At 63.5% G+C, this 26,705-nt stretch carries 29 protein-coding genes; 24 read left to right on the top strand and 5 right to left on the bottom strand.

The features are described 5' to 3' along the window. Nucleotides 1-11 precede the first annotated feature (11 nt). The 9 genes from ACERIT_RS00795 (at nt 12) to ACERIT_RS00755 (ending at nt 6,666) form a co-directional block, all read left to right on the top strand. Nucleotides 12-728, top strand: a complete 717-nt coding sequence (locus tag ACERIT_RS00795; protein WP_373672892.1) for a type 1 glutamine amidotransferase — start codon at nt 12-14, stop codon at nt 726-728. A 154-nt stretch (nt 729-882) separates the two neighbouring features. After that, nucleotides 883-2,058: an acyl-CoA dehydrogenase family protein gene (locus tag ACERIT_RS00790; RefSeq protein ID WP_373672891.1), complete on the top strand. Its 1,176-nt coding sequence runs from the start codon at nt 883-885 to the stop codon at nt 2,056-2,058. A 102-nt stretch (nt 2,059-2,160) separates the two neighbouring features. Continuing rightward, the gene (locus tag ACERIT_RS00785) at nt 2,161-2,313 is read left to right on the top strand and encodes a 50S ribosomal protein L39e (RefSeq protein ID WP_373672890.1); all 153 of its coding nucleotides are present in this window, start codon (nt 2,161-2,163) and stop codon (nt 2,311-2,313) included. Between the two features lie 5 nt (nt 2,314-2,318). Next, entirely contained in the window at nt 2,319-2,597 is a 279-nt protein-coding gene (locus ACERIT_RS00780; protein WP_373672889.1) for a 50S ribosomal protein L31e, read from the top strand. A 6-nt stretch (nt 2,598-2,603) separates the two neighbouring features. Next, entirely contained in the window at nt 2,604-3,269 is a 666-nt protein-coding gene (locus ACERIT_RS00775; RefSeq protein WP_373672888.1) for a translation initiation factor IF-6, read from the top strand. Nucleotides 3,270-3,342: 73 nt separating this feature from the next. After that, entirely contained in the window at nt 3,343-3,534 is a 192-nt protein-coding gene (gene rpl18a / locus ACERIT_RS00770; protein ID WP_373672887.1) for a 50S ribosomal protein L18Ae, read from the top strand. Further along, nucleotides 3,534-3,983, top strand: a complete 450-nt coding sequence (gene pfdA, locus ACERIT_RS00765) for a prefoldin subunit alpha (RefSeq protein ID WP_373672886.1) — start codon at nt 3,534-3,536, stop codon at nt 3,981-3,983. Before rpl18a ends, pfdA begins: the two co-directional genes overlap by 1 nt. 119 nt (nt 3,984-4,102) lie before the next feature. Continuing rightward, a complete protein-coding gene (gene ftsY / locus ACERIT_RS00760) occupies nt 4,103-5,176 on the top strand; it encodes a signal recognition particle-docking protein FtsY (RefSeq protein WP_373672885.1) in 1,074 nt (357 codons plus the stop codon). 95 nt (nt 5,177-5,271) lie between these two features. Continuing rightward, nucleotides 5,272-6,666, top strand: coding sequence for a signal recognition particle protein Srp54 (locus ACERIT_RS00755; protein WP_373672884.1), 1,395 nt, complete (start codon nt 5,272-5,274; stop codon nt 6,664-6,666). Here the strand turns inward: ACERIT_RS00755 and ACERIT_RS00750 are convergent. Continuing rightward, nucleotides 6,663-7,991 carry a DUF362 domain-containing protein gene (locus tag ACERIT_RS00750; RefSeq protein ID WP_373672883.1) on the bottom strand — a complete coding sequence of 443 codons (1,329 nt, stop codon included), beginning with the start codon at nt 7,989-7,991 and terminating at the stop codon, nt 6,663-6,665. The two genes, ACERIT_RS00755 and ACERIT_RS00750, sit on opposite strands and share 4 nt — an antisense overlap. 180 nt (nt 7,992-8,171) lie before the next feature. On the opposite strand from ACERIT_RS00750, the gene ACERIT_RS00745 reads away from it, so the two are divergent. The 5 genes from ACERIT_RS00745 (at nt 8,172) to ACERIT_RS00725 (ending at nt 12,817) form a co-directional block, all read left to right on the top strand. After that, the gene (locus ACERIT_RS00745; protein WP_373672882.1) at nt 8,172-9,386 is read left to right on the top strand and encodes a hypothetical protein; all 1,215 of its coding nucleotides are present in this window, start codon (nt 8,172-8,174) and stop codon (nt 9,384-9,386) included. A gap of 116 nt (nt 9,387-9,502) precedes the next feature. Further along, a complete protein-coding gene (locus tag ACERIT_RS00740; RefSeq protein WP_373672881.1) occupies nt 9,503-9,886 on the top strand; it encodes a DUF5611 family protein in 384 nt (127 codons plus the stop codon). A gap of 312 nt (nt 9,887-10,198) precedes the next feature. Beyond that, the gene (locus ACERIT_RS00735) at nt 10,199-10,627 is read left to right on the top strand and encodes a 30S ribosomal protein S12 (protein ID WP_373672880.1); all 429 of its coding nucleotides are present in this window, start codon (nt 10,199-10,201) and stop codon (nt 10,625-10,627) included. Beyond that, nucleotides 10,624-11,262: a 30S ribosomal protein S7 gene (locus ACERIT_RS00730; RefSeq protein ID WP_373672879.1), complete on the top strand. Its 639-nt coding sequence runs from the start codon at nt 10,624-10,626 to the stop codon at nt 11,260-11,262. The genes ACERIT_RS00735 and ACERIT_RS00730 overlap by 4 nt, the downstream gene beginning before the upstream one ends. Before the next feature lie 127 nt (nt 11,263-11,389). Beyond that, nucleotides 11,390-12,817, top strand: coding sequence for a sorbosone dehydrogenase family protein (locus tag ACERIT_RS00725; RefSeq protein WP_373672878.1), 1,428 nt, complete (start codon nt 11,390-11,392; stop codon nt 12,815-12,817). Nucleotides 12,818-12,871: 54 nt separating this feature from the next. Here the strand turns inward: ACERIT_RS00725 and ACERIT_RS00720 are convergent, their stop codons facing one another. After that, entirely contained in the window at nt 12,872-13,603 is a 732-nt protein-coding gene (locus tag ACERIT_RS00720; protein WP_373672877.1) for a DUF5781 family protein, read from the bottom strand. 244 nt (nt 13,604-13,847) lie between these two features. Here ACERIT_RS00720 and ACERIT_RS00715 point away from each other — a divergent pair, with 244 nt between their 5' ends. The 5 genes from ACERIT_RS00715 to ACERIT_RS00695 are packed head-to-tail and all read left to right on the top strand — an operon-like array spanning nt 13,848 to nt 18,516. Next, a complete protein-coding gene (locus tag ACERIT_RS00715) occupies nt 13,848-15,071 on the top strand; it encodes an ABC transporter substrate-binding protein (RefSeq protein ID WP_373672876.1) in 1,224 nt (407 codons plus the stop codon). 6 nt (nt 15,072-15,077) lie between these two features. Next, entirely contained in the window at nt 15,078-15,956 is an 879-nt protein-coding gene (locus ACERIT_RS00710; protein ID WP_373672875.1) for a branched-chain amino acid ABC transporter permease, read from the top strand. 37 nt (nt 15,957-15,993) lie between these two features. Beyond that, nucleotides 15,994-16,992 carry a branched-chain amino acid ABC transporter permease gene (locus ACERIT_RS00705; protein WP_373672873.1) on the top strand — a complete coding sequence of 333 codons (999 nt, stop codon included), beginning with the start codon at nt 15,994-15,996 and terminating at the stop codon, nt 16,990-16,992. Beyond that, complete coding sequence (locus ACERIT_RS00700) at nt 16,982-17,782, top strand: ABC transporter ATP-binding protein (protein ID WP_373672871.1); 801 nt, start codon at nt 16,982-16,984, stop codon at nt 17,780-17,782. The genes ACERIT_RS00705 and ACERIT_RS00700 overlap by 11 nt, the downstream gene beginning before the upstream one ends. Next, nucleotides 17,782-18,516: an ABC transporter ATP-binding protein gene (locus ACERIT_RS00695; RefSeq protein WP_373672870.1), complete on the top strand. Its 735-nt coding sequence runs from the start codon at nt 17,782-17,784 to the stop codon at nt 18,514-18,516. The genes ACERIT_RS00700 and ACERIT_RS00695 overlap by 1 nt, the downstream gene beginning before the upstream one ends. 10 nt (nt 18,517-18,526) lie before the next feature. On the opposite strand, the gene ACERIT_RS00690 is transcribed toward ACERIT_RS00695, so the two are convergent. Then, a complete protein-coding gene (locus ACERIT_RS00690; RefSeq protein WP_373672869.1) occupies nt 18,527-18,670 on the bottom strand; it encodes a hypothetical protein in 144 nt (47 codons plus the stop codon). 90 nt (nt 18,671-18,760) lie between these two features. Between ACERIT_RS00690 and ACERIT_RS00685 the strand changes: the two genes are divergently transcribed. Next, nucleotides 18,761-20,950 carry an elongation factor EF-2 gene (locus ACERIT_RS00685; RefSeq protein ID WP_373672868.1) on the top strand — a complete coding sequence of 730 codons (2,190 nt, stop codon included), beginning with the start codon at nt 18,761-18,763 and terminating at the stop codon, nt 20,948-20,950. 231 nt (nt 20,951-21,181) lie between these two features. Here ACERIT_RS00685 and ACERIT_RS00680 read toward each other — a convergent pair whose 3' ends face one another. Beyond that, a complete protein-coding gene (locus ACERIT_RS00680) occupies nt 21,182-22,009 on the bottom strand; it encodes an undecaprenyl-diphosphate phosphatase (protein WP_373672867.1) in 828 nt (275 codons plus the stop codon). A gap of 173 nt (nt 22,010-22,182) precedes the next feature. Here ACERIT_RS00680 and ACERIT_RS00675 point away from each other — a divergent pair, with 173 nt between their 5' ends. Then, the gene (locus ACERIT_RS00675; protein ID WP_373672866.1) at nt 22,183-23,283 is read left to right on the top strand and encodes a DUF4330 domain-containing protein; all 1,101 of its coding nucleotides are present in this window, start codon (nt 22,183-22,185) and stop codon (nt 23,281-23,283) included. Nucleotides 23,284-23,506: 223 nt separating this feature from the next. Here ACERIT_RS00675 and ACERIT_RS00670 read toward each other — a convergent pair whose 3' ends face one another. Continuing rightward, the gene (locus ACERIT_RS00670) at nt 23,507-23,713 is read right to left on the bottom strand and encodes a cold-shock protein (RefSeq protein WP_373672819.1); all 207 of its coding nucleotides are present in this window, start codon (nt 23,711-23,713) and stop codon (nt 23,507-23,509) included. Nucleotides 23,714-23,880: 167 nt separating this feature from the next. On the opposite strand from ACERIT_RS00670, the gene ACERIT_RS00665 reads away from it, so the two are divergent. The 3 genes from ACERIT_RS00665 to ACERIT_RS00655 all read left to right on the top strand — a co-directional run bounded on the left by ACERIT_RS00665 (nt 23,881) and on the right by ACERIT_RS00655 (nt 26,479). Further along, nucleotides 23,881-24,609, top strand: coding sequence for a hypothetical protein (locus tag ACERIT_RS00665; RefSeq protein WP_373672865.1), 729 nt, complete (start codon nt 23,881-23,883; stop codon nt 24,607-24,609). 320 nt (nt 24,610-24,929) lie between these two features. Further along, the gene (locus ACERIT_RS00660; protein WP_373673062.1) at nt 24,930-25,484 is read left to right on the top strand and encodes an amino acid-binding protein; all 555 of its coding nucleotides are present in this window, start codon (nt 24,930-24,932) and stop codon (nt 25,482-25,484) included. Next, nucleotides 25,484-26,479: a homoserine dehydrogenase gene (locus ACERIT_RS00655; RefSeq protein WP_373672864.1), complete on the top strand. Its 996-nt coding sequence runs from the start codon at nt 25,484-25,486 to the stop codon at nt 26,477-26,479. The genes ACERIT_RS00660 and ACERIT_RS00655 overlap by 1 nt, the downstream gene beginning before the upstream one ends. The last annotated feature ends 226 nt before the right edge of the window (nt 26,480-26,705 follow it).

Below are 26,705 nucleotides of genomic sequence, written 5' to 3'. Positions count from 1 at the left end.
TGGATCCGACAATGACGCGACTCCGATTTGCCCTACTCAATGCGGCCCACGAGGCCGCAAACACCCGGCGAAATTTCCGTCGGGAGATCGACGCCGACCTCGTGGAGTTTCACGCCACGGACGGAGAACTGCCGGATCACCACGAGTTCGATGCGATCGTCATCACCGGATCGCGGTCCTCGGTCTACTGGGACGAAGCCTGGATCCCGCCACTCGTCGAGTACGTCTCGGAGGCCGTCGAACGAGGCGTTCCGGCGCTCGGGGTCTGTTATGGCCATCAGGTGCTCGCGGAGGCGCTCGGCGGTCGCGTCGCCGGCATGGACGATTTCGAACTCGGCTACTCCCGGATAACCCACCGCGGCGATGAGATCTTCGACGGAGTAGACGAGACGTTCACGGCGTTCGCCTCCCACGGCGATACGGTCGTGGAGCTTCCACCGGGCGCGGAGCTTCTTGCCGAGAACGAGTACGGCGTTCATGCGTTCCGACACGGACACAGTTGGGGACTTCAGTTCCATCCCGAATACGACGTCGAGACCGCAGCGGACGTCGCCGACGGGAAACGTGACCGTCTCGGTGACGCACGGGTCGATGACGTACTCAGCACCATCTCCCCGGAAGCCCACGAGGCGGCCTGTGCGGTCAAGCAGGTCTTCGAGAACTTCACGACGTACGTCCGCGATCGGGTCGCCGACAGCGATCAGACGACGATTCGGGCTGACGTCTAAGTCTCTCGGGGTCTGCGTCCCTCGGGGTCTGCGTCCCTCGGAGTTCGTGTTCCTCGGGGTTCGTGTCCCTTGCGATGGGTTCTCCGCTCGTCGATCGCCGCATCGTGTGACTGATTTGCAAACACCTTTTGGCTCCCTCCGCCGATACGCAGCCATGCTCGATTACGTGGGACTTGAGGGGGATCTCGATCGCGAAGAGCGGATGATCCGGGATACCGCTCGTCGCTTCGTCGATGAACAGGTCCGTCCGGATATCGGCGAGCACTTCGAGGCCGGAACGTTTCCGACGGACCTGATCCCCGAGATGGGGGACCTCGGATTTTATGCGCCCAACCTGGACGGCTACGGCCTCCCGAACGTCTCCGAGACGGCCTACGGGCTGTTGATGCAGGAATTGGAGGCGTGCGATTCCGGACTGCGATCGATGGCGAGCGTCCAGGGTGCGCTCGTGATGTACCCGATCCACGCCTTCGGCAGCGAGGCACAAAAGGAGCGATGGCTGCCCGACCTCGGGACCGGCGAGGCGGTCGGCTGTTTCGGGCTGACCGAGCCCGAACACGGATCGAATCCCTCGGCGATGGAAACTCACGCGGAGCGGGACGGCGACGAGTACGTCCTCAACGGCTCGAAGACGTGGATCACGAACTCCCCGATCGCGGATATTGCCGTCGTCTGGGCGCGCGATCGGTCGGCGACCGAAGACGACGACGAGGCCCCCGTACGCGGGTTTCTCGTCGAGACCGATCGGGACGGCGTGACGACGAACGAGATCAAAGAGAAGCTGTCGCTTCGGGTGTCGATAACCGGTGAGATCAGCCTTCAGGACGTCAGGGTCCCCGAATCGAACGTTCTCCCGAATGTCGAGGGGATGAAGGGGCCGCTGTCGTGTCTCACCCAGGCGCGCTACGGGATCGCCTGGGGTGCGGTCGGGGCTGCTCGCGACTGCTTTGAGACGGCTCGCGAGTACGCGAGCGATCGCGAGCAGTTCGGCGGTCCCATCGCCCGCTTTCAACTCCAACAGGAGAAGCTCGCGGAGATGGCCACGGAGATCACGACGAGCCAGCTACTCGCCCATCGGCTGGCCGAACTGAAAGAGCGGGGTGAGTTACGCCCCCAGCACGTCTCGATGGCGAAACGCAACAACGTCCGGATGGCCCGTGATCAGTCACGGATCGCTCGTGAGATCCTCGGCGGCAACGGGATCACGACCGATTATCCCCCGATGCGCCACATGGCGAACATGGAGACCGTCTACACCTACGAGGGGACCCACGACGTTCACACCCTGATTCTCGGAGAGGACCTCACCGGGATCGCCGCCTACGAGTGAGTCGACGCGGCGACGTGAGCGCCGCGATTCGGCGGCGACGATCAGTCCGATCGGGGCCATATGGAAGGGGTTTTAAGCGCTCCGTGGAAACTACGGGCCACTATGGGCAAGAAATCGAAGGCCAAGAAGAAGCGTCTGGCCAAAGCCGAACGCCAGAATCAGCGCGTTCCGGCCTGGGTCATGATGAAGACGGACATGAACGTCACCCGCAACCCAAAGCGGCGTAACTGGCGGCGAAACGACCTCGACGAGTAGGATCCATGAGCACAAGCGATTTCGAGGAACGGGTCATTACCGTTCCGCTCGGCGGTCTCTCGGACAAGCCTATTCAAAAGCGAGCCGACTACGCGATGCGGAAGGTGCGGTCGCATCTCGCCCAGCACTTCTCGGTCGAGGAGGACGCCGTCCGTCTCGATCCGGGCATCAATGAGGCGGTCTGGGCGCAGGGACGCCAGAACCCGCCGAGTTCCCTTCGCGTCCGCGCGGCCCGGTTCGTGGAGGACGAGGAACCGATCGTCGAAGCCGAATACGCGGAGTAAACTCGCGTGCTACGGGCGTCCTTCGTCGGTTCGTCGTACGTTGGCGTGTTCGCGCGGGTCGTAAACGACGTCCTGTTGGTGCGTCCGGACATCGACGATGACCACCAATCGGCACTCGGCGACGAACTCGATGCCGAGGTCATTCCCACGACGGTCGGCGGATCGAACACCGTCGGCGCGTTGGCGACCGGCAACGAGAGCGGCATCATCGTCTCCCCGCGAGCGACGGAGCGCGAGAAGCGACGCATCGAGGAGGCCGCCGACCGCACCGTCCAGGAGCTTCCGGGAACGATCAACGCAGCCGGCAACGTGATCCTGACGAACGACTACGGCGCGTACGTCCACCCCGACCTCGATCGCGAGGCTATCCGCACGATCCGCGAGACGCTTGAGGTTCCGGTCGAACGCGGCGATCTCGGCGACGTCCGAACGGTTGGAACGGCGGCAGTCGCCAACGATACCGGTGCGCTTTGTCACCCGAAATCCCGCGAGGAGGAACTCGAGGTCATCGAGGAGCATCTCGACGTTCACGCTGACCTCGGAACCATCAACTACGGCGGTCCACTCGTCGGTTCCGGTCTCGTGGCAAACGACGAGGGGTACGTCGTCGGCGAGGACACGACCGGCCCCGAACTCGGGCGCATCGAGAACACTCTCGGATTCATCGATTGATCCCTCCGGATCTCTTTCCGATCGCGATCCCCGTTTAGGAAGATACTTCCCTGTCGCTTCCCGATTCCTCTTCATGAGTCACTTTACGGCGAGCGGATGGTTCAAGACACGTCACGGTTCCCAGGAGTTCACGAAGACGATCGAGGCACCGAACGAGGACGTCGCCCGCGAGCACATCTTCTCGAAAGTCGGCAGCCAGCATGGCGTCAAACGATCTGAGATGGAACTCAACGCGCTCACCGAGACCGAGGAGGTGGAAGCATGATGGGCGGCGGACAACAGCAGCTCCAGCAGCTCTCCCAGGAGCTTGAGGCCATCCAGGAGGAGATAACCGCTCTCGAAGCCGAGATCGAAGGCTACCATCAGGAGAAACACGAGATCGACGAGGCGATCGAGGCGATCGAAACCCTCGAGACCGGCTCGACGGTCCAGGTTCCTCTCGGCGGCGGCGCGTACCTCCGAGCGGAGATCCAGGACATCGACGAGGTCGTCGTCTCGCTCGGCGGCGACTACGCGGCCGAACAGCCCCAAGCGGATGCGGTCTCTGCGCTCGAGACGAAACAGGACGCGCTCGACGACCGAGTCGAGGAGACGGAGACGGAACTCGACGAGCTTCAGGCGGAAAGCAGCGAGCTCGAACAGCGGGCCCAGCAGATGCAACAGCAGATGCAACAACAGCAGATGCAGCAAATGCAACAGCAGGACGACGAGTAGGCCCGACCGACGGTTCTCCCGGGCGCCCTCGTTCCGATGATTCGAGTGAGGGCGACCGCCGTATCGACCGACGACCGACGACTGACGACTGATGACCACCCCTTCCAGGAGCTACGATCGTGTTTGACGGACTGAAGGACAAGCTGAACGACTTCCGAACGGACGTCACGGAACAGGCGGAGGCCGAACCGGACGAAGCGTCCGAAGACGGCGAGGCGGCCCTCGTGGAGAGCGACGGCCAGTCGACCACGGCCGACTCGACCCAGGATGACGAAGCGAGCACGGAGGACGACGCCTCTGATCCGAGCACCCTCAAGCGCGCCAAGGCGTTCGCGACTGGCCGGATCATCATCGAGGAGGAGGACCTCGAGGAGCCGCTTTGGAACCTCGAGATGGCGCTTTTGGAAAGCGACGTCGAGATGAGCGTCGCCGAAGAGATCCTCGACACGGTTCGCGAGACGATGCTCGGCGAGACGCGAAAGCAGGTCGAGACGACCGGTGAACTCGTCGAGGAGGCGCTCCATGACGCGCTATTGGACGTGATCGCTGTCGGCCAGTTCGATTTCGAGGAGCGGATCGCCGAGACCGAACCGCCGGTGACGATCGTCTTTACGGGCGTCAACGGCGTCGGCAAGACGACATCGATCGCGAAACTCTCGAAATGGCTCGAAGAGCGCGGGTACTCCTCGGTACTTGCCAACGGTGACACCTATCGTGCCGGCGCGAACGAGCAGATCCGCGAGCACGCAGATCGTCTCGATCGCAAGCTCATCGCCCACGAACAGGGTGGTGATCCGGCGGCGGTCATCTACGACGCGGTCGAGTACGCCGAGGCCAATGACATCGACGTCGTTCTCGGCGACACGGCCGGACGACTCCACACCTCGAATGACCTGATGGCCCAACTCGAGAAGATCGACCGCGTGGTCGATCCAGACCTCACGCTGTTCGTCGACGAGTCGGTCGCCGGCCAGGACGCCGTCACTCGCGCGGAGGAGTTCGATGACTCGGCAGCGATCGACGGCACGATCCTCACGAAGGCCGACGCCGACTCCTCGGGCGGTGCCGCGATATCCATCGCCTACGTGACCGGCAAGCCGATCCTCTTTCTCGGCACCGGCCAGGACTACGACGACATCGAGCGGTTCGATCCCGAATGGCTGGTCGATCAACTGCTCGCTGAGGATTCCTAGCGTATCGCTCACGTGAGGGTTCGCAGTGGGAACCGACCCCATGCGGGGATGTGACGAACAAAGGCTTTAGCCTCCGCGTCACCTATAGTAGCCAAATGGTACTCGACGATCTGGGAAGTTCCCTTCGCAGCACGCTCGATACGTTGCAGGGAAAATCCCGATTGAGCGAGGAGGACGTCGAGGAGATCGTAAAGGAGATCCAGCGATCGCTCCTTTCGGCCGACGTCGACGTTTCCCTCGTGATGGAGCTTTCGGATTCGATAGAGACGCGAGCGCTCGAGGAGGAGCCGCCGGCCGGGACGACCGCACGCGATCACGTCCTCAAGATCGTCTACGAGGAACTCGTCGATCTCGTCGGCGACTCGACAGAACTGCCCCTCGAATCCCAGACGATCCTGCTTGCTGGCCTGCAGGGGTCCGGTAAGACCACCTCCGCCGCCAAGATGGCCTGGTGGTTCTCGAAGAAGGGACTTCGCCCGGCAGTCATCCAGACCGACACCTTCCGACCCGGCGCCTACGACCAGGCCAAACAGATGTGTGAGCGCGCCGAAGTCGACTTCTACGGTGATCCGGACGCTGAGGATCCCGTGCAGATCGCCCGTGACGGCATGGAGGCGACCGAACAGGCGGACGTCCACATCGTCGATACGGCCGGTCGACACGCGCTCGAAGACGACCTGATCGCGGAGATCGAGCAGATCGAGGCGGCCGTCGATCCCGACCGCTCGCTGCTCGTGATGGATGCGGCGATCGGACAGGGGGCAAAAGAGCAGGCGAAACAGTTCGAGTCGTCGATCGGCATCAAGGGCGTCGTCATCACCAAACTCGACGGGACCGCAAAAGGTGGCGGGGCACTCACGGCGGTCAACGAGACGGGCTCTTCGATCGCCTTCCTCGGGACCGGCGAAACCGTCCAGGACATAGAGCGATTCGAGCCGTCGGGATTCATCTCGCGGCTGCTCGGCATGGGCGATCTCAAACAGCTCTCCGAGCGCGTCGAGCGCGCGATGGAGGAAACCGGGGACGAGGAGGACGACTGGGACCCCGAGGACATGCTCCAGGGAGGATTCACCCTCAAGGACATGCAAAAACAGATGGCGGCGATGAACCGCATGGGCCCCCTCGATCAGGTGATGGATATGATCCCCGGAATGGGCGGTGGCATGATGGATCAGTTGCCCGACGACGCGATGGACGTCACCCAAAATCGGATGCGTGATTTCGAGATCGTCATGGATTCGATGACCGATGAGGAACTCGAAAATCCGCGAATCGTCGGTCAGTCCCGGGTCGAGCGGATCGTTCGCGGCTCCGGGGTCGACGAGGATACCGTCCGTGAACTGCTCGAACAACACCGGATGATGGAACGCACGATCGATCAGTTCCAGGGAATGGGCGACGGCGACATGCAGCGGATGATGAAGAAGCTCCAGCAGGGCGACGGTGGCGGCGGCCTCGGCGGAATGATGGGCGGAAACGGTCCCTTCTAGGGGAATTGGGTAAGGTCGTCGTTTTCGAAGTCGATCGGCTCGGGTTCGGCGACGACGCGCAGATCCTCACGCTCGCGTGCCTCCTCGACGAGCGCCTCGCTCGCGACGAGCGTTCCCAGATGCATCGTGTCGCGTGCACGAACGAGCCGAACGCTTTCGGGGTCACTCACGCCGATCGTCGACAGACAGACGGTCAGCCCGGCCCGATCCGTCGCGACGGTGGTCGGCGTCCGAATTCCTCGGAGCGTGCTCGCAGTCACCGCGTTGGTGAATCCCTTCTCGGGTTCCATGGCATCAAGCAGGTCCGCGTGGATCAGGTCCGCAAGACCGATCCCGACCGTGTTGCCGTGTGAGGGCTCGGTGAGCGACCGGGTATACACGCGCGTGTACCGCGGACGTTCGAGGATCGGTTCCGGCTCGTACGGACGTCTGTGGAGCACGTTCGGGTCCATCCCGGGTCCGCTTATGTCCTTGCCCATCTGGTCGAGCACGAGTACGTCGAGTTCGTCAAACGGGAGCGTGGGAAGCTGCTTGTAGGCGATCTCGAGCAGTTCGGCCTCCCGCGAGAGGAACCCTTCGGGGGGGACTCCCTCGATGATCGTGGTGTCGTCGTGGAGGTCCTCGACGATCGCGACCCCGCCGACCACCGGAAGCCGGTCGATGATCAACGACGCTATCTCCGGGAGCATGTTGCGGAAGCTCCAGTCGAGCGCCCATCGGTGAGCGGTCTGGGCGCCTTTCTGTTTGCCCATGCCGATGACGAGCATTTTCGAGAGGCCGCTTTCGACGTCGCCGTCGAAGTCAGTGTGCGGCTTCACGCGGTTCACCGGAACGATCGCGTCGGCCGCCGCGGCGTTGGCGTCGGCGTGGACTGCCACCTCGTGATCTTCCGTCTCGCCGATGATCTCCGTCTCCATCGTCGCGCGGATCTCACAGCCAACCGTCTCCTCGGTGACGCCGAGCGCGGCGAGCTTCTCACGTTGTCCCTCCGCGCTCGCGCCGCCGTGGCTGCCCATCGCCGGAAATACGAACGGCTCGTAGCCGCGGTCGGAAAGCCCCTCCACGACGCCGCGAACGATCTCGGGAACGTTCGCGATGCCACGTGATCCGGCACCGACAGCGACCTCGCCGCCGGCCGGTACGTCCTCGAGATCGAGTTCCTCGACCGCCGTGCTCGCCTCGGCTGCGATCTGTGGTTCGGGAATCGGATCGGTCTCCCATTGCTGTTCGATCACTCCGACTCGGGGAAATTCGGTCGGGCCACAGGTCTCGAAGACGCGATCGTCGGGGATCACGAGATCGGTCGTCGTCTCGTCGTCGGTCATATTCGATAGAGGGATGGATGACCCAATAAACGTTGGCACATGACTCGCTCCGCTCGCGTCGGGCCGCCGCTCGTCGCGGTCGGCGGGACTCGACGAGGGCCGATCGCTGCCGTTCCGTCCGACGCACGTCAGACGCGGACGGCGACGTTTTTTACGTTCGGACCGCCCAGGGAACGACAAATGGGACTCAGGTGTCTGCTCGGGCACGACTTCGGGGAACCGACGGTCGAGCGCGAGCGTGAGGAGGAGGGCGACCAGGTCGTCATCACCGTCCGCGAGATCGAGGAGTGCGACCGGTGTGGCGAGCGCCGCGTCGTCAGCGAGAACAAGGAAGTCACCACCCTCGAACAGTTGGCGGCCGCGGCGGCCGGCATCGACGATCCGAGCCGGACTGGTGTCGACTCCGACGGCGAGACGGGGCGGACCAGCGACGGCCCCGGACCGGCACGAGGCGGTGGGGAACCGACTTCCGATCGGACACCCACGCCCACCCCCGATACGGCTTCATCGAATGATGACGTCGGTGCCGCCCCGGAGAGTGTGGACACGGCAAACCCGGATGCGTCGACGTCGGTCGCGGCGAACGACGCGCCGGCGTCAACTGAGGAGGATGCCGAGATAATCGAGGAAACCGACGGTGAACTCGGCGGTGGAGGCGACGGAACGGGGACTGATTCGCCGCCGACCGGCACGCCCGAACCGGAGGCGAACCCGGAGGCGGGAGCGGACTCCGTGGAGAGCGACGACGCTGCGGAGGCCGACGACGGGATCATCCTCGCGGACGAGCCCGACGAATCGGCCGCTCCCGACGAATCGGCCGGCCCGACCGAGACAGCCGGATCGAAAGGCGAAGCGGGTGACTCGACCGCCGTGACTGCGGGCGAGGATGGGAGAGGGCGCGGCGAATGGTCGGCCTCCGATCGGGGGGAGCGCTCGCGCGAGGTGCCGGATCCCAACCCCGATGGGAAACACACTCCCTGGCCGGAGCGCCACGGCGAGGACGAGGGATTCGATGCGAACTACGGGGATGCGGACGGCGACGCCGACGGCCAGCCGACGGTCTCCTTCGGCGGCGGATTGACTCCGGAGGCGGACGGACCGATCGACTACGACGAGGAGACGGAGGTCATAGAGCGCCCATCTAGAGAGCCCGCCGCTGCCGCAAGCGCGGCGGGTCCCGTCGGTGATTCCGGTGACGAAACCGTGGACGATCCGGGGATAACCGCGGCGAGGACGGTCGAGCTTGCCACCGAGTCCGGGGAGGTTCCCACCGAATACTTCTGTCCGGAGTGCGGACTGGTTCAGCCGGCCGGCGAGAGTTCGATGCGGGCGGGCGACATCTGCCCGGAGTGTAAGCGCGGATACATCGCGGAACAGCCGCTCGGGGACTCCTGACCGGCTCGTCGTTCGTGGAGTGATCCCTCGCCGTGTTCTCTCACGACGGTTGATCGATCGCGCGGGTATGGTCCGTGACGAAAGGGGTTTACCGTCGGCTTTCGAACGTCGCGGCAATGAAACAGTACAAGATGCGTCGAGGCGAGTACCTCGAGGATCGTATGCCCGATCTGAAGGCGTCGGTCGAAGAGTACTTCGGCGAGGTCACCGACACGGAGGAACACGACGGTCACGAACTGTACGTCGTTGAGGACCCGGACAATCCGGTTTTCGACCGGATCCTCGCCGGCGTGGCCAGCTACGACGGCAAAAAGGACAGACTCGCCGTCCATTTCGAGGAGCGTCCCGCAGAGGAGGTCATCGCCGAGGGGAATGCCGATGCGGCCGCGGACGCCGTCGATGCGAAAAACGACTTCCTGCTTGAGGCGACGGGCCGCGACGCCAAATCGCGGCGCGAATCGATGAAACGCTCCGTCGAGGACGAGGCTCCCGACTACTGACCGGTCCCGGCTTCAACTCCTCGTCCGCGTCCGGGTTCGTGAAATCGTCACTTATCCTTCGTCGTTCCTCGGGACACCGTCCACCCGTCTCAGTACCGGTAGCCAGGTTCATCGGCACTCGTCCCGAGTTGGCCTCACGCTACGAGACGACCGCTGTGTGCTCGTTACTTGCTTATCGGACCAGAGAGACCGCGTTTTCGATCCCCGAAACACGTTCAAAACCGGCGAGAGGCACCGATCGACCGATCTGAGGGAGTCTCGCCGATCGAGAAAGCGGGCGTTTAAGTATCTCCGTTCGGAAGGAAAGGTACGATGGCGAACGGTAAGTACGCGGCCCGTAAGCTCAAACAAGACCGGCAGAAACGACGCTGGTCCGACACCGAGTACGCTCGGCGCGAGCGCGGGCTCAAGACGAAATCCGACCCACTCGAGGGCGCCCCGCAGGGTCGCGGGATCGTGTTAGAGAAGGTCGGAATCGAGGCGAAACAGCCCAACTCAGCGATCCGAAAATGCGTTCGGGTCCAGCTGATCAAAAACGGTAAGCAGGTCACCGCCTTCTGTCCCGGCGACGGCGCGATCTCCTTTATCGACGAGCACGACGAGGTCACGATCGCCGGTATTGGCGGCGCGAAGGGTCGCGCGATGGGCGACCTTTCGGGCGTCAACTACAAAGTCGAGAAGGTCAACGGCGTATCGATGATCGAACTGGTTCGTGGAAACGCGGAGAAACCCGTCAGATGAGCGACAGCGAGGAGCCCGACGCCGAGGAGGCACAGACTCCCGAGCCTGACGCGCCGGCCGACAGCGAGACGGCAACCGAGAACGCCCAGTTGTTCGGCGTCTGGGACGTCTCGGAGATCGCCTACGAGGACCCCTCGACGAAGCGGTACATGAACGTGACGCCGATCGCCCACACGATGGGCCGTCACGCCTCCAAGCAGTTCAAGAAATCCGAGCTCTCCCTCGTCGAGCGGTTGATCAACCGTCTCATGCAGACCGAGGAGAACACGGGCAAGAAACAGCAGGCGACCCGGATCGTCCGTGACGCCCTCGACATCGTCCACGACCGCACCGAGGAGAACCCGGTGCAGGTGCTCGTGACAGCCGTCGAGAACGCAGCCCCGCGCGAGGAGACCGTGCGTCTCAAATACGGCGGTATCTCGGTGCCGAAGGCCGTCGACGTTGCACCCCAGCGCCGCGTCGACCAGGCACTCAAGTTCATCTCCGACGGCGTCCAGTCGGCGACCTACAAGTCCACGACGCCCGCTGCCGAGGCGCTGGCCCACCAGCTCATCGGCGCGGCCGACTACGACGTCGAGACCTACGCTATCTCCCAGAAGAAGGAGCGCGAGCGCGTCGCCGCCGCGGCCCGCTAGACCGGCCAACGCGACGTTTCTGCGTCCGTTCTGCTCTTCTTTTCCCGTTCTTTCGCTCCACGTCCCGTAGCGCCTCGGGTGTTCGCCGAACGGTACGTTTTACCGCCCGCTCGCGCAAGCCGTCGATATGCGATCGACCCGCCGCCGATTTCTCGCGTCCACTGCCGCGAGTGCCGTCGGCCTCGCTGGCCTCGCGGGCTGTTCGGCACCCGATGGATCGACGAACGGGAACGGAACCTCGACCGCCGACGGATCCTCCGACGTGACGCCGGTTCCCGATCCCAACTACGACCTCTCGGTCACGCATGACGTCGAGTCGTGGGACGGCTACGACCCCGATTGGTCACCCCCGACTGATCCTCCGACGCTCGACGTCGAAATCGAGACGGTGATCGAGGGGCTGGAGATCCCCTGGGACCTGGCGTTTGCTCCTGACGGCGACCTTTTCGTGACGGAACGTGTGGGTCGGATCTCGCGATACGATTCCTCGACGCTTGAGACCGTTGCGACCGCGGACGTGATCGATCACGCCGATTCGATCGCTCCCGGCGAGGAGGGTGGCTGGTGGGAGGCCGGCAGCGAGGGCGGCCTGATGGGCCTTGCCGTTCATCCGAACTACCCGGACGTCCCGCTCGTGTACGCGATCTACACGTATGAGGGGGAGGCGGCGACTCCTGGCGGCGACCCGTATGTGAATCGGCTCTCCTACTTCGACGTCTCCGCGGACGATCCGGGCGAAACCGAGACGGTCGTGATCGACCCGATTCCGGGCAACGAGATCATTCACAACGGCTCGCGGATCGCCTTCGGCCCGGCGAACCACCTGTGGGTGACCACCGGTGATGCGGGATCGATGACCGACGTCGGAACCGACGACCCGCTCCCCCAGGACCCGTCCTCGCTCGCAGGCAAGGTGTTGCGGCTCGAACCCGACGGAAGTGCGCCCGATGGGAACCCCGATATTGGCGGCGATCCGCGGGTGTACACCTACGGCCACCGCAATCCCCAGGGGATCGACTTTCTCCCTGACGGAACGCCGATCGTCACCGAACACGGCCCCGCAAATCGCGACGAGGTGATGGTGTTACGGCCGGGTGAAAATCACGGGTGGGGCTCCGAGGACGAGCGCGCTCGCGACGGCGAGACGTATCCGGGAACCGACTATGCCCGACCGGTCGTCAACACCGGCCCCGACGAGGGGTGGGCTCCGCCGGGATGCGTCTTCTACACCGGCGACGGGGTCCCCTCCTGGTCGAACCGGTTGCTCGTCGGCGGGCTCGCCTCCCAGCGGGTCAACATCGTCACCGTCTATCCGGCCGACGGCGAGCCCGCCTCCGCGGCAACCGGTGGGACTCGCTATGACGCCGACTGGATGAACGAGGACTACGACGCCGTGGCCCACCACACACTGGCGGACGAACTCGGCCGGATCCGCCACCTCGAACAGGGGCCGAACGGCGACGTGTACGCGATCACCTCGAACCGGGACGGCCGAGCGGACGACGGGTTCCCCAAGGAAGGTGACGACCGGTTGGTTCGGATCACGCCCGCCTGAAGTCGTGGTCGGTGGTGTGTTCGTGACCGGTGGCCTGTTCACGACATGGCGGTCTTAAACCGCGTACGCACGCGTCGCGTCCACGAGCGCCTTTCGGTAGTCGCTTTCGGAGGGATCGGGACCGAGCGAGAGGAAGCGTCGCTTGAAATTCGCGACGTCGATCGCCGGTGCGTCGCTGCCGGCTGCTCGTGCGAGATCGTACAGTCGGTGGTCGCGATCGGCGAGTTCGTGCCGCTCCACGAGCGCCAGCGCGAAGGCGGCGTTGACCGCCGTTATCTCCGGATCGGCACCCCGTGTGGCCGGCTCGCTACCCGGACGTGGCGGCGTGGGCCGGTCGGCGATCGCGGCGGCAAGCGTCGACTCGAGGAATCCGAGTAGCTTGTCGGCGGGTGTCACGGAGAGGGTGATGTCGTCGGCGTAGATGTCCTTCATGTGGTTTGCGATCTGATAACAATGCGCGAGCTTTCGCCGTTCGATCGACTCGCCGGCAAGGCCGAGATACAGCGCCTCCTCGGTCGACTGAGTGTGGGATGGGTGGGACTCCTCGTGACGGACCATGTGTGCGAACTCGTGGACGGCGAGTTCGCGGGCCATCGCGCTCGTCGCTGCCCGCCTGGAGATGGTAAGGACGTGATACTCCGGGTAGTGGGCAGCCCAGGTTCGTTCGTCGGGATCCTCGCGCACGCGAACGCGGACCGGATCCTCGATCGTGAACTCGGTCTCGAAGAGATCCGCCGCGCTCAGAAACGGATCGGGGGCAAGATCACCACACACTCGAAGGTCCATGCTGGGAAATACCACGGGCTACCCGCCTAAAGCGTTTTCGCGGGCCGTTCCGAGACGATCGTGGGTCCGTTCCACGATGAGCCTCGGCCGTTTTGAGACGCTCGCGAGGCTGTTTCGAGATGAGCTTCCGACGTGAGGAACGGCACCGTCCATCGTCGCTGATGCTCGGTAATTTCTCCCCTATATCACGATCAATCTAACAAAATTTAAGTAGTCGTGTCTAATCCGCACGAATGGATCTCGTATGAGAATATCTCGCAGGGATGCAGTAAAGACGATCGGAGGAGTAGGCGCGGCAAGTTTAAGCGGACTGGCCGGTTGCTCGGACAGCGGCGGAACGACGACGCTCGGCGTCATCATGCCGGTGACGGGGACGATATCCGAGCTCGGTCCGCCGTGCCGTGACGGTGCCGACGTTGCCGTCCAGGAGATCAACGACGCCGGCGGCCTTCTCGGCAACGACGTCGAGGTTCAACACGAGGACTCCGAGAGCGTCCCCGACGCTGGCGTTCGTTCGGCGAACCGTCTCATGGAGGAGGCAAACGTTCCGGCCATGGTCGGTCCTCTCTCCAGCGGCGTCGGAATGAGTATCGCACCTATCGCGGCGGAAAACGGGGTTACGTACTTCCCCGGCGGCAGTTCGCCGGCGTTCACCGAACTCGACCAGACGGATTGGATCTTCCGAACCCGTCCCTCGGACGCCTTCGTTGGCTCGGCACTTGCCACGATCGCCTACGAGAACCGTGGCATGGAGACGGCGTCCTCGATCGTGGTGAACAACGACTTCGGTATCGGGCTGGCGGAATCGTTCGCCAGCGCCTTCGAGGAACTCGGCGGGGAGGTACTCACGCGTGAACGAGCGAACGTGGGGCAGACGTCCTACCGCTCGGAGCTGGAATCGATGTTCAACGACGATCCGGACGTCGTGCTCAACGGGTGTTATCAGGACGAGGCGACCAACATCTTCCGCCAGTGGTTCGAGCAAGACCTTGGCGGTGAGTGGATGATCCACAGCGGCCTCATCGGTAGTGAGTTCCTGGAGGGTATCGGCGAGGAGATCGCCGACGGCATCTTCGCGTCCAACCCTCGCCTCCCCGACAACGATGCCAACAGTCACTTCCGTAGCCTCATGGAGGATACGGATACCGGTGATCCCGGAGAGCTGATCTTCCCGCCGAACACCTACGACGCGATCAACATGATCACCCTCGCGGCCGAACGGGCGGGCGAGGCGGACGGGCAGGCGATCCGTGATAACCTTCGAGACATCGCCAATCCCGGTGGAACCGACGTCCAAACCGTTGGCGAGGGACTTGAAGCGCTTCGAAACGACGAGGAGATCCGATACATCGGCGCAAGCCATAACTGCGATCTGACCGAGAAGGGCGAGGCCAAGGGGCTGACGTTCAGCGAGATCGAGATGAATGGCGTCGATCCCGAACCGGTCGATACCATTCAACTGGGTTGAGGCCTCATGGTTTTGTCTACCATCCTTGAGGTGTTGGTGTTCGGCCTCATCTTCGGTAGCGTTCTCGCACTCGCCGGGGTCGGACTGTCGCTGATCTACAGCATCGCGGATTTCCCCAACTTCGCACACGGCGATTACATGATGTTTGGCGGCTACATGGCGTTCTACATCAACGTTCAGTTGGGGCTTCCGATGGCCGTCGCGTTCCTGGTCGGTGTCGTGTCGCTCGTCGTCCTCGCGCTCGCCATCGATCGGTTCGCATTCAAGCCGCTCCGTGATTCCGGACCGGTTCCCTCGCTGATCGCCTCGATCGGGGTCGCGCTGTTCGTCAGAAACGTCATCAAGTTCTTCTGGGGGACGAGTACTCGAAACTACGCCGGCGACTGGCAGCGAGCCCAGGAGATCCTCCCGGGCGTCAGGATGACTGGCCAGCAGATCACGCTCGTCATCGTCGCGTTCGGCATGATGTTCGCGGTCCACCTGTTGTTGTCCCGGACGAAACTCGGAAAGTCCATGCGTGCCATGTCCGATAATCGCCGATTGGCACGTGCATCCGGCATCTATGCCGAACGGACGCTCATGTGGACGTGGGTGATCGGAGCCATACTCGCCGCCTCGGCGGGGATTCTACTCGGTATGAACTCCAGTCTTGCCCCGTATCGCGGATTCATGATCCTCCTTGCGATCTTCGCCGCCGTGATCCTCGGTGGAATCGGCAGTCCCTACGGTGCGATGGTCGGTGGGCTCATCATCGGGATCGCCTACGAGGCCACGCCGTATATCCCCGGACTGGATGCCGGATACAAGTTCGCAACGACGTTCGTAATTATGATCGGAATTCTGTTGATCAAACCACAGGGTATCTTCGGCGGTGAGGTGAAATGACGTCTCGATCGGTTCTCCGCCGTCGAGGTGATTGCTCATGATCGGAACGCTGCTCCAACTCGGAAGCATCGAGGGCTATCTGTTGACCGTCCTGATCTGGGTCGGGATCTATGGGCTGATGGCACTCGGGTTGAACATCCAGTGGGGTCAGACCGGACTGTTCAACATCGGCGTGATCGGATTCGTCGCCGTCGGCGGATACACGAGTGCAACACTGACCATTTCCCCGACGAGCGCTCACTTTGGCGGTTTCGGATTCCCGTTTCCGGTCGGCCTGCTTGGCGGAATGCTTGCGGCTGGATTCGTCGCGTTCCTGATCGCGATTCCGGTTCTCCAGTTGCGTGAGGACTATCTCGCCATCGCCACGATCGGATTCCAGGAGATAATCCGGCTCGTTTATCTCAACGAGGAGTGGTATGCCGGTGGGCCGCGTGGCGTTCAGGTGTCCGCTCCTCTCTCGGGCGTCTGGAAGGACGTCCTGCCGGGGGTGAACTTCAACTGGATGTGGGTGATCGTCCTGGCGATCATGCTCGGTGTCTTCTACGTGGTGTTAGAGCGCCTCAATCACTCCCCGTTCGGTCGGGTGTTAAAGAGCATCCGCGAGGACGAGGACGTCGCGTTGGCAGCCGGAAAGAACGTCTATGCGTACAAGATGCGCTCGTTCGTCTTCGGCTGTATGATCATGGGCGCCGCCGGAAGCATCCAGGCTCATTACGTCGGGTACATCAATCCCGACTTCTTCTGGCCGCTGATCACCTTTTACGTGTGGATCGCGCTCCTGCTTGGCGGATCGGGGAACAACAAGGGAGCGATCCTCGGTGCCGGAATCCTGATGTTGTTCCTCGAGGGAACAAACATGCTCAAAGGATATTTCACCTTCATCGGCTCGACCCAACTCGATGCAATGCGGTATGCACTCGTCGGACTCCTGTTGATCGCGTTGATGCAGTATCGACCCGAGGGGGTTCTCGGCGAGCGGAAGGCGCTCTTTGAGTCCGGCGATCAGGGCTCGGGAGGTGCAGCCGATGCAGACTGAGACGACGACGCCCGACGAGGTGGCCGATCCGATACTCGCCGTCGACGGCATCACGAAGAGTTTCGGCGAGTTCCTTGCCGTCGACGACTGTTCATTCGATATCGGGAACGGCTCGATCACCGGACTCATCGGGCCGAACGGCGCCGGCAAATCGACGATGTTCAACGTGATAAGCGGCTTCTATGAGGCCGATTCCGGTTCGGTCCATTTCGACGGCGAGGACATTACCGGACTCCCGCCAAACGAGATCGCTCACAAAGGGCTGGTTCGAACGTTCCAGATCACCCGTGACCTGACGGAAATGACGGTCATGGAGAACATGATGTTGACGCCGAAAAACCAGACCGGCGAGTCCATGTTCCGTGCAGTCTTCGATCGCAACACGATCGATACGGAAAACGAGGTGATCGCCGAGCGAGCAGACGAGCTCCTGGAGCTGTTCCAACTCGATCACGTTCGCGAGGAGTTCGCCGGAAACCTCTCGGGGGGACAACGAAAGCTGCTCGAGATGGCACGAATGTTGATGCTTGACCCGGATCTGATGTTGCTGGATGAGCCCATGGCGGGCGTCAATCCCACGCTGGAAAACGACATCGTTCAGCGTATCAAGGAGCTCAACCGGGAGCGAAACGTCACGTTCGTAATCGTCGAACACGACATGAGCCTCGTGATGGACCTCTGTGATCGGATCGTGGTGATGAACGAGGGAACCGACCTCGCAGCCGGACCGCCATCGACCATCCAGAACGACGATCGCGTCCTCGAGGCGTATCTCGGGGGTGGCGCCTAATGTCCCACGACCCCGGAACCGACGACACTCCGGTTCTTGAGGTGTCTCATCTCACGACCGGATACGGGGACGTACAGGTCGTCGATGACTTCAACGCCGTCGTTCACGGCAACGAGATCGTGACCCTCATCGGACCGAACGGGGCCGGAAAATCGACGGTTATCAAGTCCATCTTCGGATTCGTCAAACCCTGGAGTGGGACCGTTCTGTTCAACGGCGACGACATCGCTGGCGAGGAACCCGAGGACATCGTCCGACAGGGGATCAGCTGGGTCCCCCAGCGTGAGAACATCTTCGGAACGATGACCGTCAGGGAAAACCTCGAGATGGGTGGATTCATTCGCGAGAGCGGCGTCACAGAACGGATCGAGGAGATCTACCGGGTCTTTCCCGCTCTCGAGCGAAACGACGGTGAGAAAGCCGCGGCCCTCAGCGGCGGACAACGGCAGATGCTCGCGATGGGTCGTGCGCTGATGCTCGATCCTGAGCTCCTGTTGATCGACGAACCCAGTGCCGGTCTCGCCCCCGAACTGGTTGATACAGCCTTCGACAACATCGAGACGGTCCGTGATCGAGGGACTGCCGTCCTGATGGTCGAACAGAACGCCACCAAGGCGCTTGAGCGCTCGGATCGCGGATACGTCCTCGATCAGGGGCAAGATCGCTTCGAGGGAACGGGCGAGGATCTCCTCGATAACGAGGAGGTCGCAAAGCTGTATCTCGGCGCGACCTGATCGTCCCGACTCACTCCTCCTCGAACCCGAGGGGGCTGAGCGCTTCCCCGTCGAACGCGAAGGACCGACGCTCGCCGACCGAAACCGATGGAACGTCCCGTCGCTGTGCGGCGACTGGTTCCGCGACGAGCGCCCGATCGTGACAGCGGCCCACACGAATCACGGACGTCACCCCCGATCGCGGCCGGTTTCGCGGGTGCGAAACACTACCCTTTTGACCCCGCTGGCGGTACAACGCACCATAATGGGCCGACGAAAGAAAATCGTCCAGGAATGTGAACGGCTGATGGACAATCCGGATCATATCCGGAACATTGCCATCGCCGCTCACGTTGACCACGGTAAGACGACGCTCTCGGACAACCTGCTTGCGGGTGCAGGGATGATATCCGAGGCTACTGCGGGCGAACAGCTCGCGATGGACACGAAAGAGGACGAACAGGAACGCGGGATCACGATCGACGCGGCGAACGTCTCGATGACCCACGAGTACGAGGACACGAACCACCTCATCAACCTGATCGACACGCCGGGCCACGTCGACTTCGGTGGCGACGTGACTCGAGCGATGCGCGCCGTCGACGGCGCACTCGTGGTCGTCGACGCCGTCGAGGGAGCGATGCCCCAGACGGAGACGGTCCTTCGACAGGCCCTCCGTGAGGGCGTAAAGCCCGCATTGTTCATCAACAAGGTGGATCGGCTCATCTCCGAGCTCCAGGAGGGGCCCCAGGAGATGCAAGAGCGGCTCATCGACGTGATCAACGACGTCAACGAGCTCATCCGCGGGATGGCGGAGAACATGGATGACATCCCCGAGGACTGGACGGTCTCCGTCGAGGGCGGCACCGTCGGCTTCGGCTCCGCGCTCTACAAGTGGGGCGTCTCGATGCCGTCGATGCAGCGCACCGGGATGGACTTTGGCGACATCATTGACCTCGAACGCGCCGACGAGCGCGGTGAACTCCACGAGCGGACGCCGCTTTCCGACGTCGTGCTCGATATGGTCTGTGAGCACTTCCCGGACCCGATCGAGGCCCAGCCCCGTCGTGTCCCGCGCATCTGGCGTGGCGACCCCGAATCGGAACTGGCCGATACGATGCGGCTGGTCGACGAGGATGGCGAGGTCGTATTCATGGTTACCGACATCTCCATGGACCCGCACGCTGGCGAGATCGCCACCGGTCGCGTCTTCTCGGGTACCCTCGAAAAGGGACAGGAGCTGTACGTCTCCGGGACGGCCGGAAAGAACCGTCTCCAGAGCGTTGGGCTGTTCATGGGCGGCGAGCGCGAGGAGGTCGAACGCGTCCCGGCCGGAAACATCGCGGCCGTCACCGGCCTGCAGGATGCGATCGCCGGCTCGACGGTTTCCTCCATCGAGATGACGCCGTTCGAGTCGATCGAACACATCTCCGAGCCGGTCATCACGAAGTCCGTCGAGGCACAGAACATGGACGACCTGCCGAAGCTCATCGAGACGCTCCAGCAGGTCGCAAAGGAGGACCCGACGATCCAGATCGAGATCAACGAGGACACCGGCGAGCACCTCATCAGCGGACAGGGCGAACTCCACTTGGAGGTCATCACCCAGCGCATCCGTGACAACCAGGGGATCCCGGTCATCACCGGCGAGCCGATCGTCGTCTTCCGCGAACAGCCCCAGGAGGCCTCCCGCGAGGTCGAAGGGCAGTCCCCGAACCGCCACAACAAGTTCTACATCACCGTCGAGCCCCTCTCGGACGATATCGTTGACACGATCCAGCTCGGTGAGGCCTCGATGGACATGCCGGAACTCGAGCGCCGCGAGGCGCTTCAGGAGGCCGGCATGGACAAAGAAACCTCCCAGAACGTCGAGGATATCCACCGGACGAATATCCTCATCGACGAGACGAAGGGTATCCAGCACCTCAACGAGACGATGGAACTCGTGCTCGAGGGGCTTCAGGAGGCCCTCGACGATGGGCCTCTCGCCGCGGAGCCCGTTCAGGGCTCGCTGTTCCGTCTTCACGACGCCAAGCTCCACGAGGACACGATCCACCGTGGTCCCGCCCAGGTCATTCCCGCCGTCCGCCATGCGGTCCATCGCGCCCTGATCGACGGGGAGGTCCGTCTGCTTGAGCCGATCCAGGACGTCCGGATCGACGTCCCCTCCGAGCACATGGGCGCCGCCTCCGGCGAGATCCAGGGTCGACGCGGCCGCGTCGACGACATGTATCAGGAGGGTGACCTCATGGTCGTCGAGGGTATCGCGCCCGTCGAGGAGATGATCGGCTTTTCCTCCGACATCCGCTCGGCCACCGAGGGGCGTGCCTCTTGGAACACGGAGAACGCCGGCTTCCGCGTGCTCGTCGACAATCTCCAGCGCGAGAAGATCATGGAGATCCGAGAGCGCAAGGGCATGAAACTCGAGTTGCCGCAGTCGATCGACTACATCTAATCGTCCGGAGATCCCCGATCGGCACGATTCGAGCCGGCCCATCGTCGCGTCGATTCGACGCATATCCCGATCCGATCGGTTCACGTCCGTTCGATCTTTTGTTCTTTCGTTCGCGCTGCTCGTTCGCGCTGTACGTCTCGCCGCACGTTCGCGCCGCTCCGGTATCCATTCGTCTCGCTGCTCAATCGGCTACGTGACGTTTCAGACGACCGTTCGTCTCCCTCCCTCGTCTCAGGTCAGGATCGAGACGCCACCGCCGCCGACGATGGCGAGTCCTCCGAGACCGAAACAGACGATCCAGAAGGGAACACGGTCGACGATCCGCATCAGCGCGTCGATCGTGAGATAACCGACGACGGCACTGACCGTAAGCGCGAGTGCGGCTGCGCCCGGGGAGATCCCGGGAAGGCCGCCCGCACCGACGACGGTTAACGCTGCGGCGGCCAGACTCGCCGGGATCGACAGCAGAAACGAGAGGCGAAACGCCGCAGGCGGGTCGTAGCTGCGGACCAATAGCGCGCTTGTGGTGACCCCCGACCGGGAGACCCCGGGAAGGATCGCGATTCCCTGGAGGGAGCCAACGAGTACCGAATCGACGAACGTCGGATGCTCGCGGTCACCCATTCCGACGGACTCGGAGATGATCTGAAGGATGCCTGTAAGAACCAACAGGACGCCGATGAGGGCGATGAAGACGCCGCCGGCCAGCTGTCCGGCCAGGTCGACGGCGTAGACGTAAAGGGGGATTCCGACCACGCCCGTCATCACGCAGGCGACGACGAGATAGGAGGTGATCGCGTTCTCGCCGCTGTATGCCGCTGCCGGTCGCCAGTCGGGCAGGGCAGCGGTCGCCCGTGCGATGTCCTCGCGATAGTAGCTTGCCGCCGAGACGGTCGTCCCGACCTGCAGGAATAACGCGAGTTGGATCGCGACTTGTGGGTCCGTCCCCGCGATCGTGAGGAACAACGCGAGGTTGCCCTGGCTCGAAACGGGCAGCCACTCGACGACTCCCTGGACGATCCCCGCGAGCACTGCCACGACCAGTTCCGTTCGCGTCACGATCTGTATTGGCACATCCCGGCACTTAAGCGGGATCGATCGGCACCTCCGTGTGGACTCCGCCGGTCGATCATCCATGCCCGATCACCGCTCGAAACGGCAACAATCATGTATCAGCGCCCATCCCCTACCAACATGACTGTTACACCACGCTCCTCGATCGGTGATCGCCAATGGCGCTCATAGACGACGAGGGTGATCTGTTCGGCGTCGTGAACGTCGTCGACGCCCTCGTGGTTCTGCTCGTCGCCGCCGTGGTGGTCGCGGGTGCGGCCTTCGTCCTCGCCGATGATCCGGACCCCAAACCCGAGACGGACACGACTCATGTGACCCTCGATCTGGGCACCCAACCTGCCTACGTCGTGGACGCGATCAATGAGGGGGATGTCTACGAACCCACGGACGAGACACGTCTCACGATCACGGACGTCCACCTCACGCCGCAGGGCGGCAACGTCGCCGTTCTCGCGCGCGTCGAGATCCAGGGAACTCTCGATAACGATGGCGGACTCGTCTATGAGAACGCTCCGCCCCGGCTCGGACGTACCCTCCAGATCGTGACTGATCGCTATCAGGTGGACGGTCAGATACGGGCGGTCGGGGAGGGTGACGCGATCGATGACGAGGAGACGACGGTCCTGCTGCGCGGGTCCCTGCCTGCCTCAGCCGCCGAGAGCGTCGCTCCCGGCGACGAACTCCGTCTGGCGGGACGTACTGTCGCTACGGTCGAGGATGCGGCCGTCTACGCAACGGCCGACCCCGAGACGCGTCGAGTCCTCCTCGCCGTCTCACTCGACGCCCACCGCCAAGCTGACGAACTTCGGTTCGCCGGCACGCCCCTCCGGCGGGGACAGACCCTCACGCTTCCCACCCCCGCCTACACCTTCGACGGAACCATCGATCGTGTCGGCGGGGATCCCGAACTCGATGCTGCCACGACTCGCGAGGTCACTCTTCGCATGGAGAACGTCCACGAGGACATGGCGGACGTGATCGCTCCCGGAATGACCGAATACGCCGGCGACGAGACGGTTGCCGAGGTGACTGCCGTCGAGACCGAGCCGTCGATCATCATCGCCACCGGCGACGACGGGACCGTGAACGTCGCGGACCATCCGGTCGACCGTCAGGTCACCCTTACGGCCGATCTCCGTGTGCGCGAGACGACGACGGGGATCCGATTCAAGGGGAATCCCCTTCGGCAGGGCTCTACGGTCGTTCTCGATCTCGGCACGGTTACGATCGAGGCGACCGTCGTGAGCGTGACCGCGTAGGCTGTTGCACCGTCACGACGCGGAGGCTATCGAGACGTGACGGTGTATTCGATCGAGGATCGAACGTCGTAACTCCGGAGTCGTGACTCACGGGAATCGGGTGTCCGTGTTACTGAGACGACCGACGCCGTCTCCGGAGCCGTCTCTCGGCAGTCGTTCGGTGAGACGTTCTGAAAAAACGAAATCGCGGTCCATCGCTACAAACGACGGACGAGATTCGTCGTTAGTTGCGGACGAGGTTCGTCGCGCGGGGTCCCTTGGGGGATGATTCGATATCGAACTCCACTTCCTGACCTTCCTCGAGATCGGGGCCGCCGACGTCTTCCATGTGGAAGAACACGTCTTCGTCCTCGTCTACGTCGTCTGCGTCAGTCGAAATGAAACCGTAGCCGCCAGTGTCGTTGAAGAAGTCAACCTTACCGTTTGCCATTGCAACCAAACATAGGCCGGTTTCAGGGATAACACTTCCGAGGGTCACGGTACCACGACCCTGGTGGCTCTCGGTGCCCGTCCCAAGCGACGTGGACTGCGATGACGTGGATCGATCACCTCTTTATACTCGTGGGCGTGATTCCTCCACGAAGACTCCCTATACCGATGACCTCCGACCCCGACGCTGCCGGTGGCCCATCCATCGACCCCAGCGAGTCCGTGATCGGTCGTGCGATCGAACGCACATCGGATCGCCTCTCGCGAGCCGCCGCCGACTCCACCCTCCTGGGGGCGGGCCGCAGAGTAGCCGATCGATCGGTCGCTTTCGCCGTCGGCTCCACGCTCGCCGACTGCGGTCGGTTTCTCGCGTCGGCGACCAGACGCTCCTGGCTGTTTCGCTGGCTCACCGCGGAGCCCGACCCGGAGGTGATCGTCATCGACCTTCGAAAGACGTGGACGGTCGGACCGGTCATTCGACTGCTCGATTATATCCTCGATCGACTCGCTGGCGCCACGGCTGACTCGCGGTTCGTCTCCGCCGCGCAAGTGGTTCTCGACGAATTCCGTGCGGCCCCCCTGCGCGTGATCGGTCTGATCGCGATCGCCGTGGGGATTTCGGCGACGACAGTCGCATCCATCGCGGGCGGAACTGCGACCATCGGAATTCGAACCGTCCTCAGTCTCGCCGTCACCGCCGTCGGCGCGCTTGCGTTGCGGGACGACCGAACCTGGACGGAACTTCGCGAGACACGCGCCGTCGAACTGCTCGTGGCCGCGCTCGAACCGCCCGAGCCACCGGAGTCAACCGATGTTCCCGGACCTTCAGAATCGAACGGGTCCATGACGGTGAACGAGCGATCGGAGGCGGACGCGGACGCCGAGTCCGACGCATAGACCGTTCGGTTGTCGCGATCATCTCGACAACCCTCTCAGAATCACCCCTTCGAGCCACATCGCCGAAGGCTTATACCTCCCGCCCGGACACGGTGGTGTATGCAGACGGGCACGCCCCCCGACCGACGCGTCGACACGGAGCCACAGCCGAGCCGCTCCGGGCCGACAACGTCGTGCCCCCTCGCGGCTCGGACCGAACGCCTGGGGGTGAGCGCGTGAGCGCACCAGGCGACCGCCGGGACCCCGAGGTCGACGCCGACACGGAGACGGTCACGAACGGCGACGTGGAGACGGGACCGAGGACGGAACTCGCGACGGACATGGAGAGACCGATCGAAACCGACGGCGGCCACGCGGCGGCCTCCTCGACCCACACCGTTCGTCTGGAGCTCATCGACGAGCCGGGCGAACTGCTCGCAGCCCTCCAGCCGATCGCGAACAATGGCGGCAATCTCCTGTCCATCTACCACGAACGCGGGAATAAGACTCCGCGGGGTCACATCCCGGTCGAGGTGGATTTCGAGGCGACTGACGATCAGTTCGAGACGATCGTCGAAGCGCTCCGCGAGGAGGGTATCAACGTGATGCAGGCGGGCACGGAGCGCTACGCCGAGGAGATCACGCTGTTGCTCGTGGGCCACCTCATCGACACCGACCTCTCGGATACGCTCTCACGGATCGAGGAGTGTGCCTCCGCGTCGGTCGTCGACGTGTCGCTTTCGGCCCCGAAGGGATCCGGTGCCGGCGTCTCCAGCGCCCGGCTTCGGCTTGCCGCCCGTGCCAATGAGACGGTTACCGCCCTTGAGGCGGTCCGGTCGATCGCCTCCGAGAAGGGGATCGACGTCATCGAGCCGCTTGCGGGAGGTGACCGGTAATGGCAACGACCGCTCCTGCCACCGGCAGCCGCCTTGCGGTGCTCGGTGTCGGCGCAGTCGGCCGGTCGGTCGCAGAACTGGCCGACGAATACGGTCACGAGATCGTCGCGCTGGCCGACTCGCAAGGCGCGGCGATCGACGAGGACGGCCTCGCGGTTGCCGACGCGCTTGCCGAGAAGGACGAGTCGGGCGTCGTCGGCTCCGCCGATCCCGCGGACGCGCTCGCGGCCGACTACGACGTGCTCATCGAGGCGACGCCGACCACACTCGGTGACGCCGAACCGGGCTTTTCCCACGTTCGGACTGCGCTCGAACGTGATCGAGACGCCGTCCTCGCCAACAAGGGTCCGGTCGCGGAACGTTTCCGCGATCTCCACGCACTCTCGCGGGAGTCGGACGGCTCGGTTCGGTTCGAGGCAACCGTTGGCGGCGCGATCCCGGCGATCTCGACGATCGAGGACGTCGGTCCAGCCCACGTCACCGCCGTTCGCGGCGTGTTGAACGGGACGGCGAATTTCATCCTCACGCGAATGGCCGCCGAAGGGCTCGGATACGATCACGTTCTCGCGGAGGCTCAGGACATGGGCGTCGCGGAGGCCGATCCCTCCTTCGACGTCGAGGGGACCGACGCGGCGCTCAAATGCGTCATCCTCGCGAACGTCCTCTCGTTCGGGTCCGCCGACGATCCTGCGGACGCCCGCGAGTTCACTCTCGCGGACGCAACGGTCTCCGGCATTCGGGACATTCCCGGCAACGCCCTGGAGCTTTCGGCCGACGACGGCCGTACCATCCGGCTTATCGGCGAGGCCAACCGCGATCGGGTTCGGGTCGGCCCTCGACTCGTCCCCGAGGGCGCGACGCTTGCGGTGCCCGGCACGCAGAACATCGTCCAACTGGAGACGACCCACGCCGATCGTCTGAACCTCTCCGGGCGCGGCGCCGGCGGCCCCGAAACCGCAAGCGCGGTCCTCGGCGATGTCGGCCGCCTCGGGTGATCGCCTCCTCAGCTGATCGTCCCCTCGACTAATCGCGCCCGCGGTCGATCGCCGGCAGACGATCGGTCGGACTCGCGGTCTCGATCCTCGTCTCCCGTTTTCGGGTTTCGTTTCCCACCCCTCCTCCCTCCGTCGTTTTGTTCGCGCTCGTCGCGTGCAATGAATGTCCTCCTCCTACAACCGATTCCCCTCCTACAACCGCTCCTCCGTCCGAACGACTGCTCCC

It is taken from the genome of Halopenitus sp. H-Gu1, assembly GCF_041821145.1.
GTDB lineage: Archaea > Halobacteriota > Halobacteria > Halobacteriales > Haloferacaceae > Halopenitus.
The sequence above is the reverse complement of the archived record's forward strand: the minus strand, read 5'-3'. Positions and strand labels throughout refer to the sequence as shown.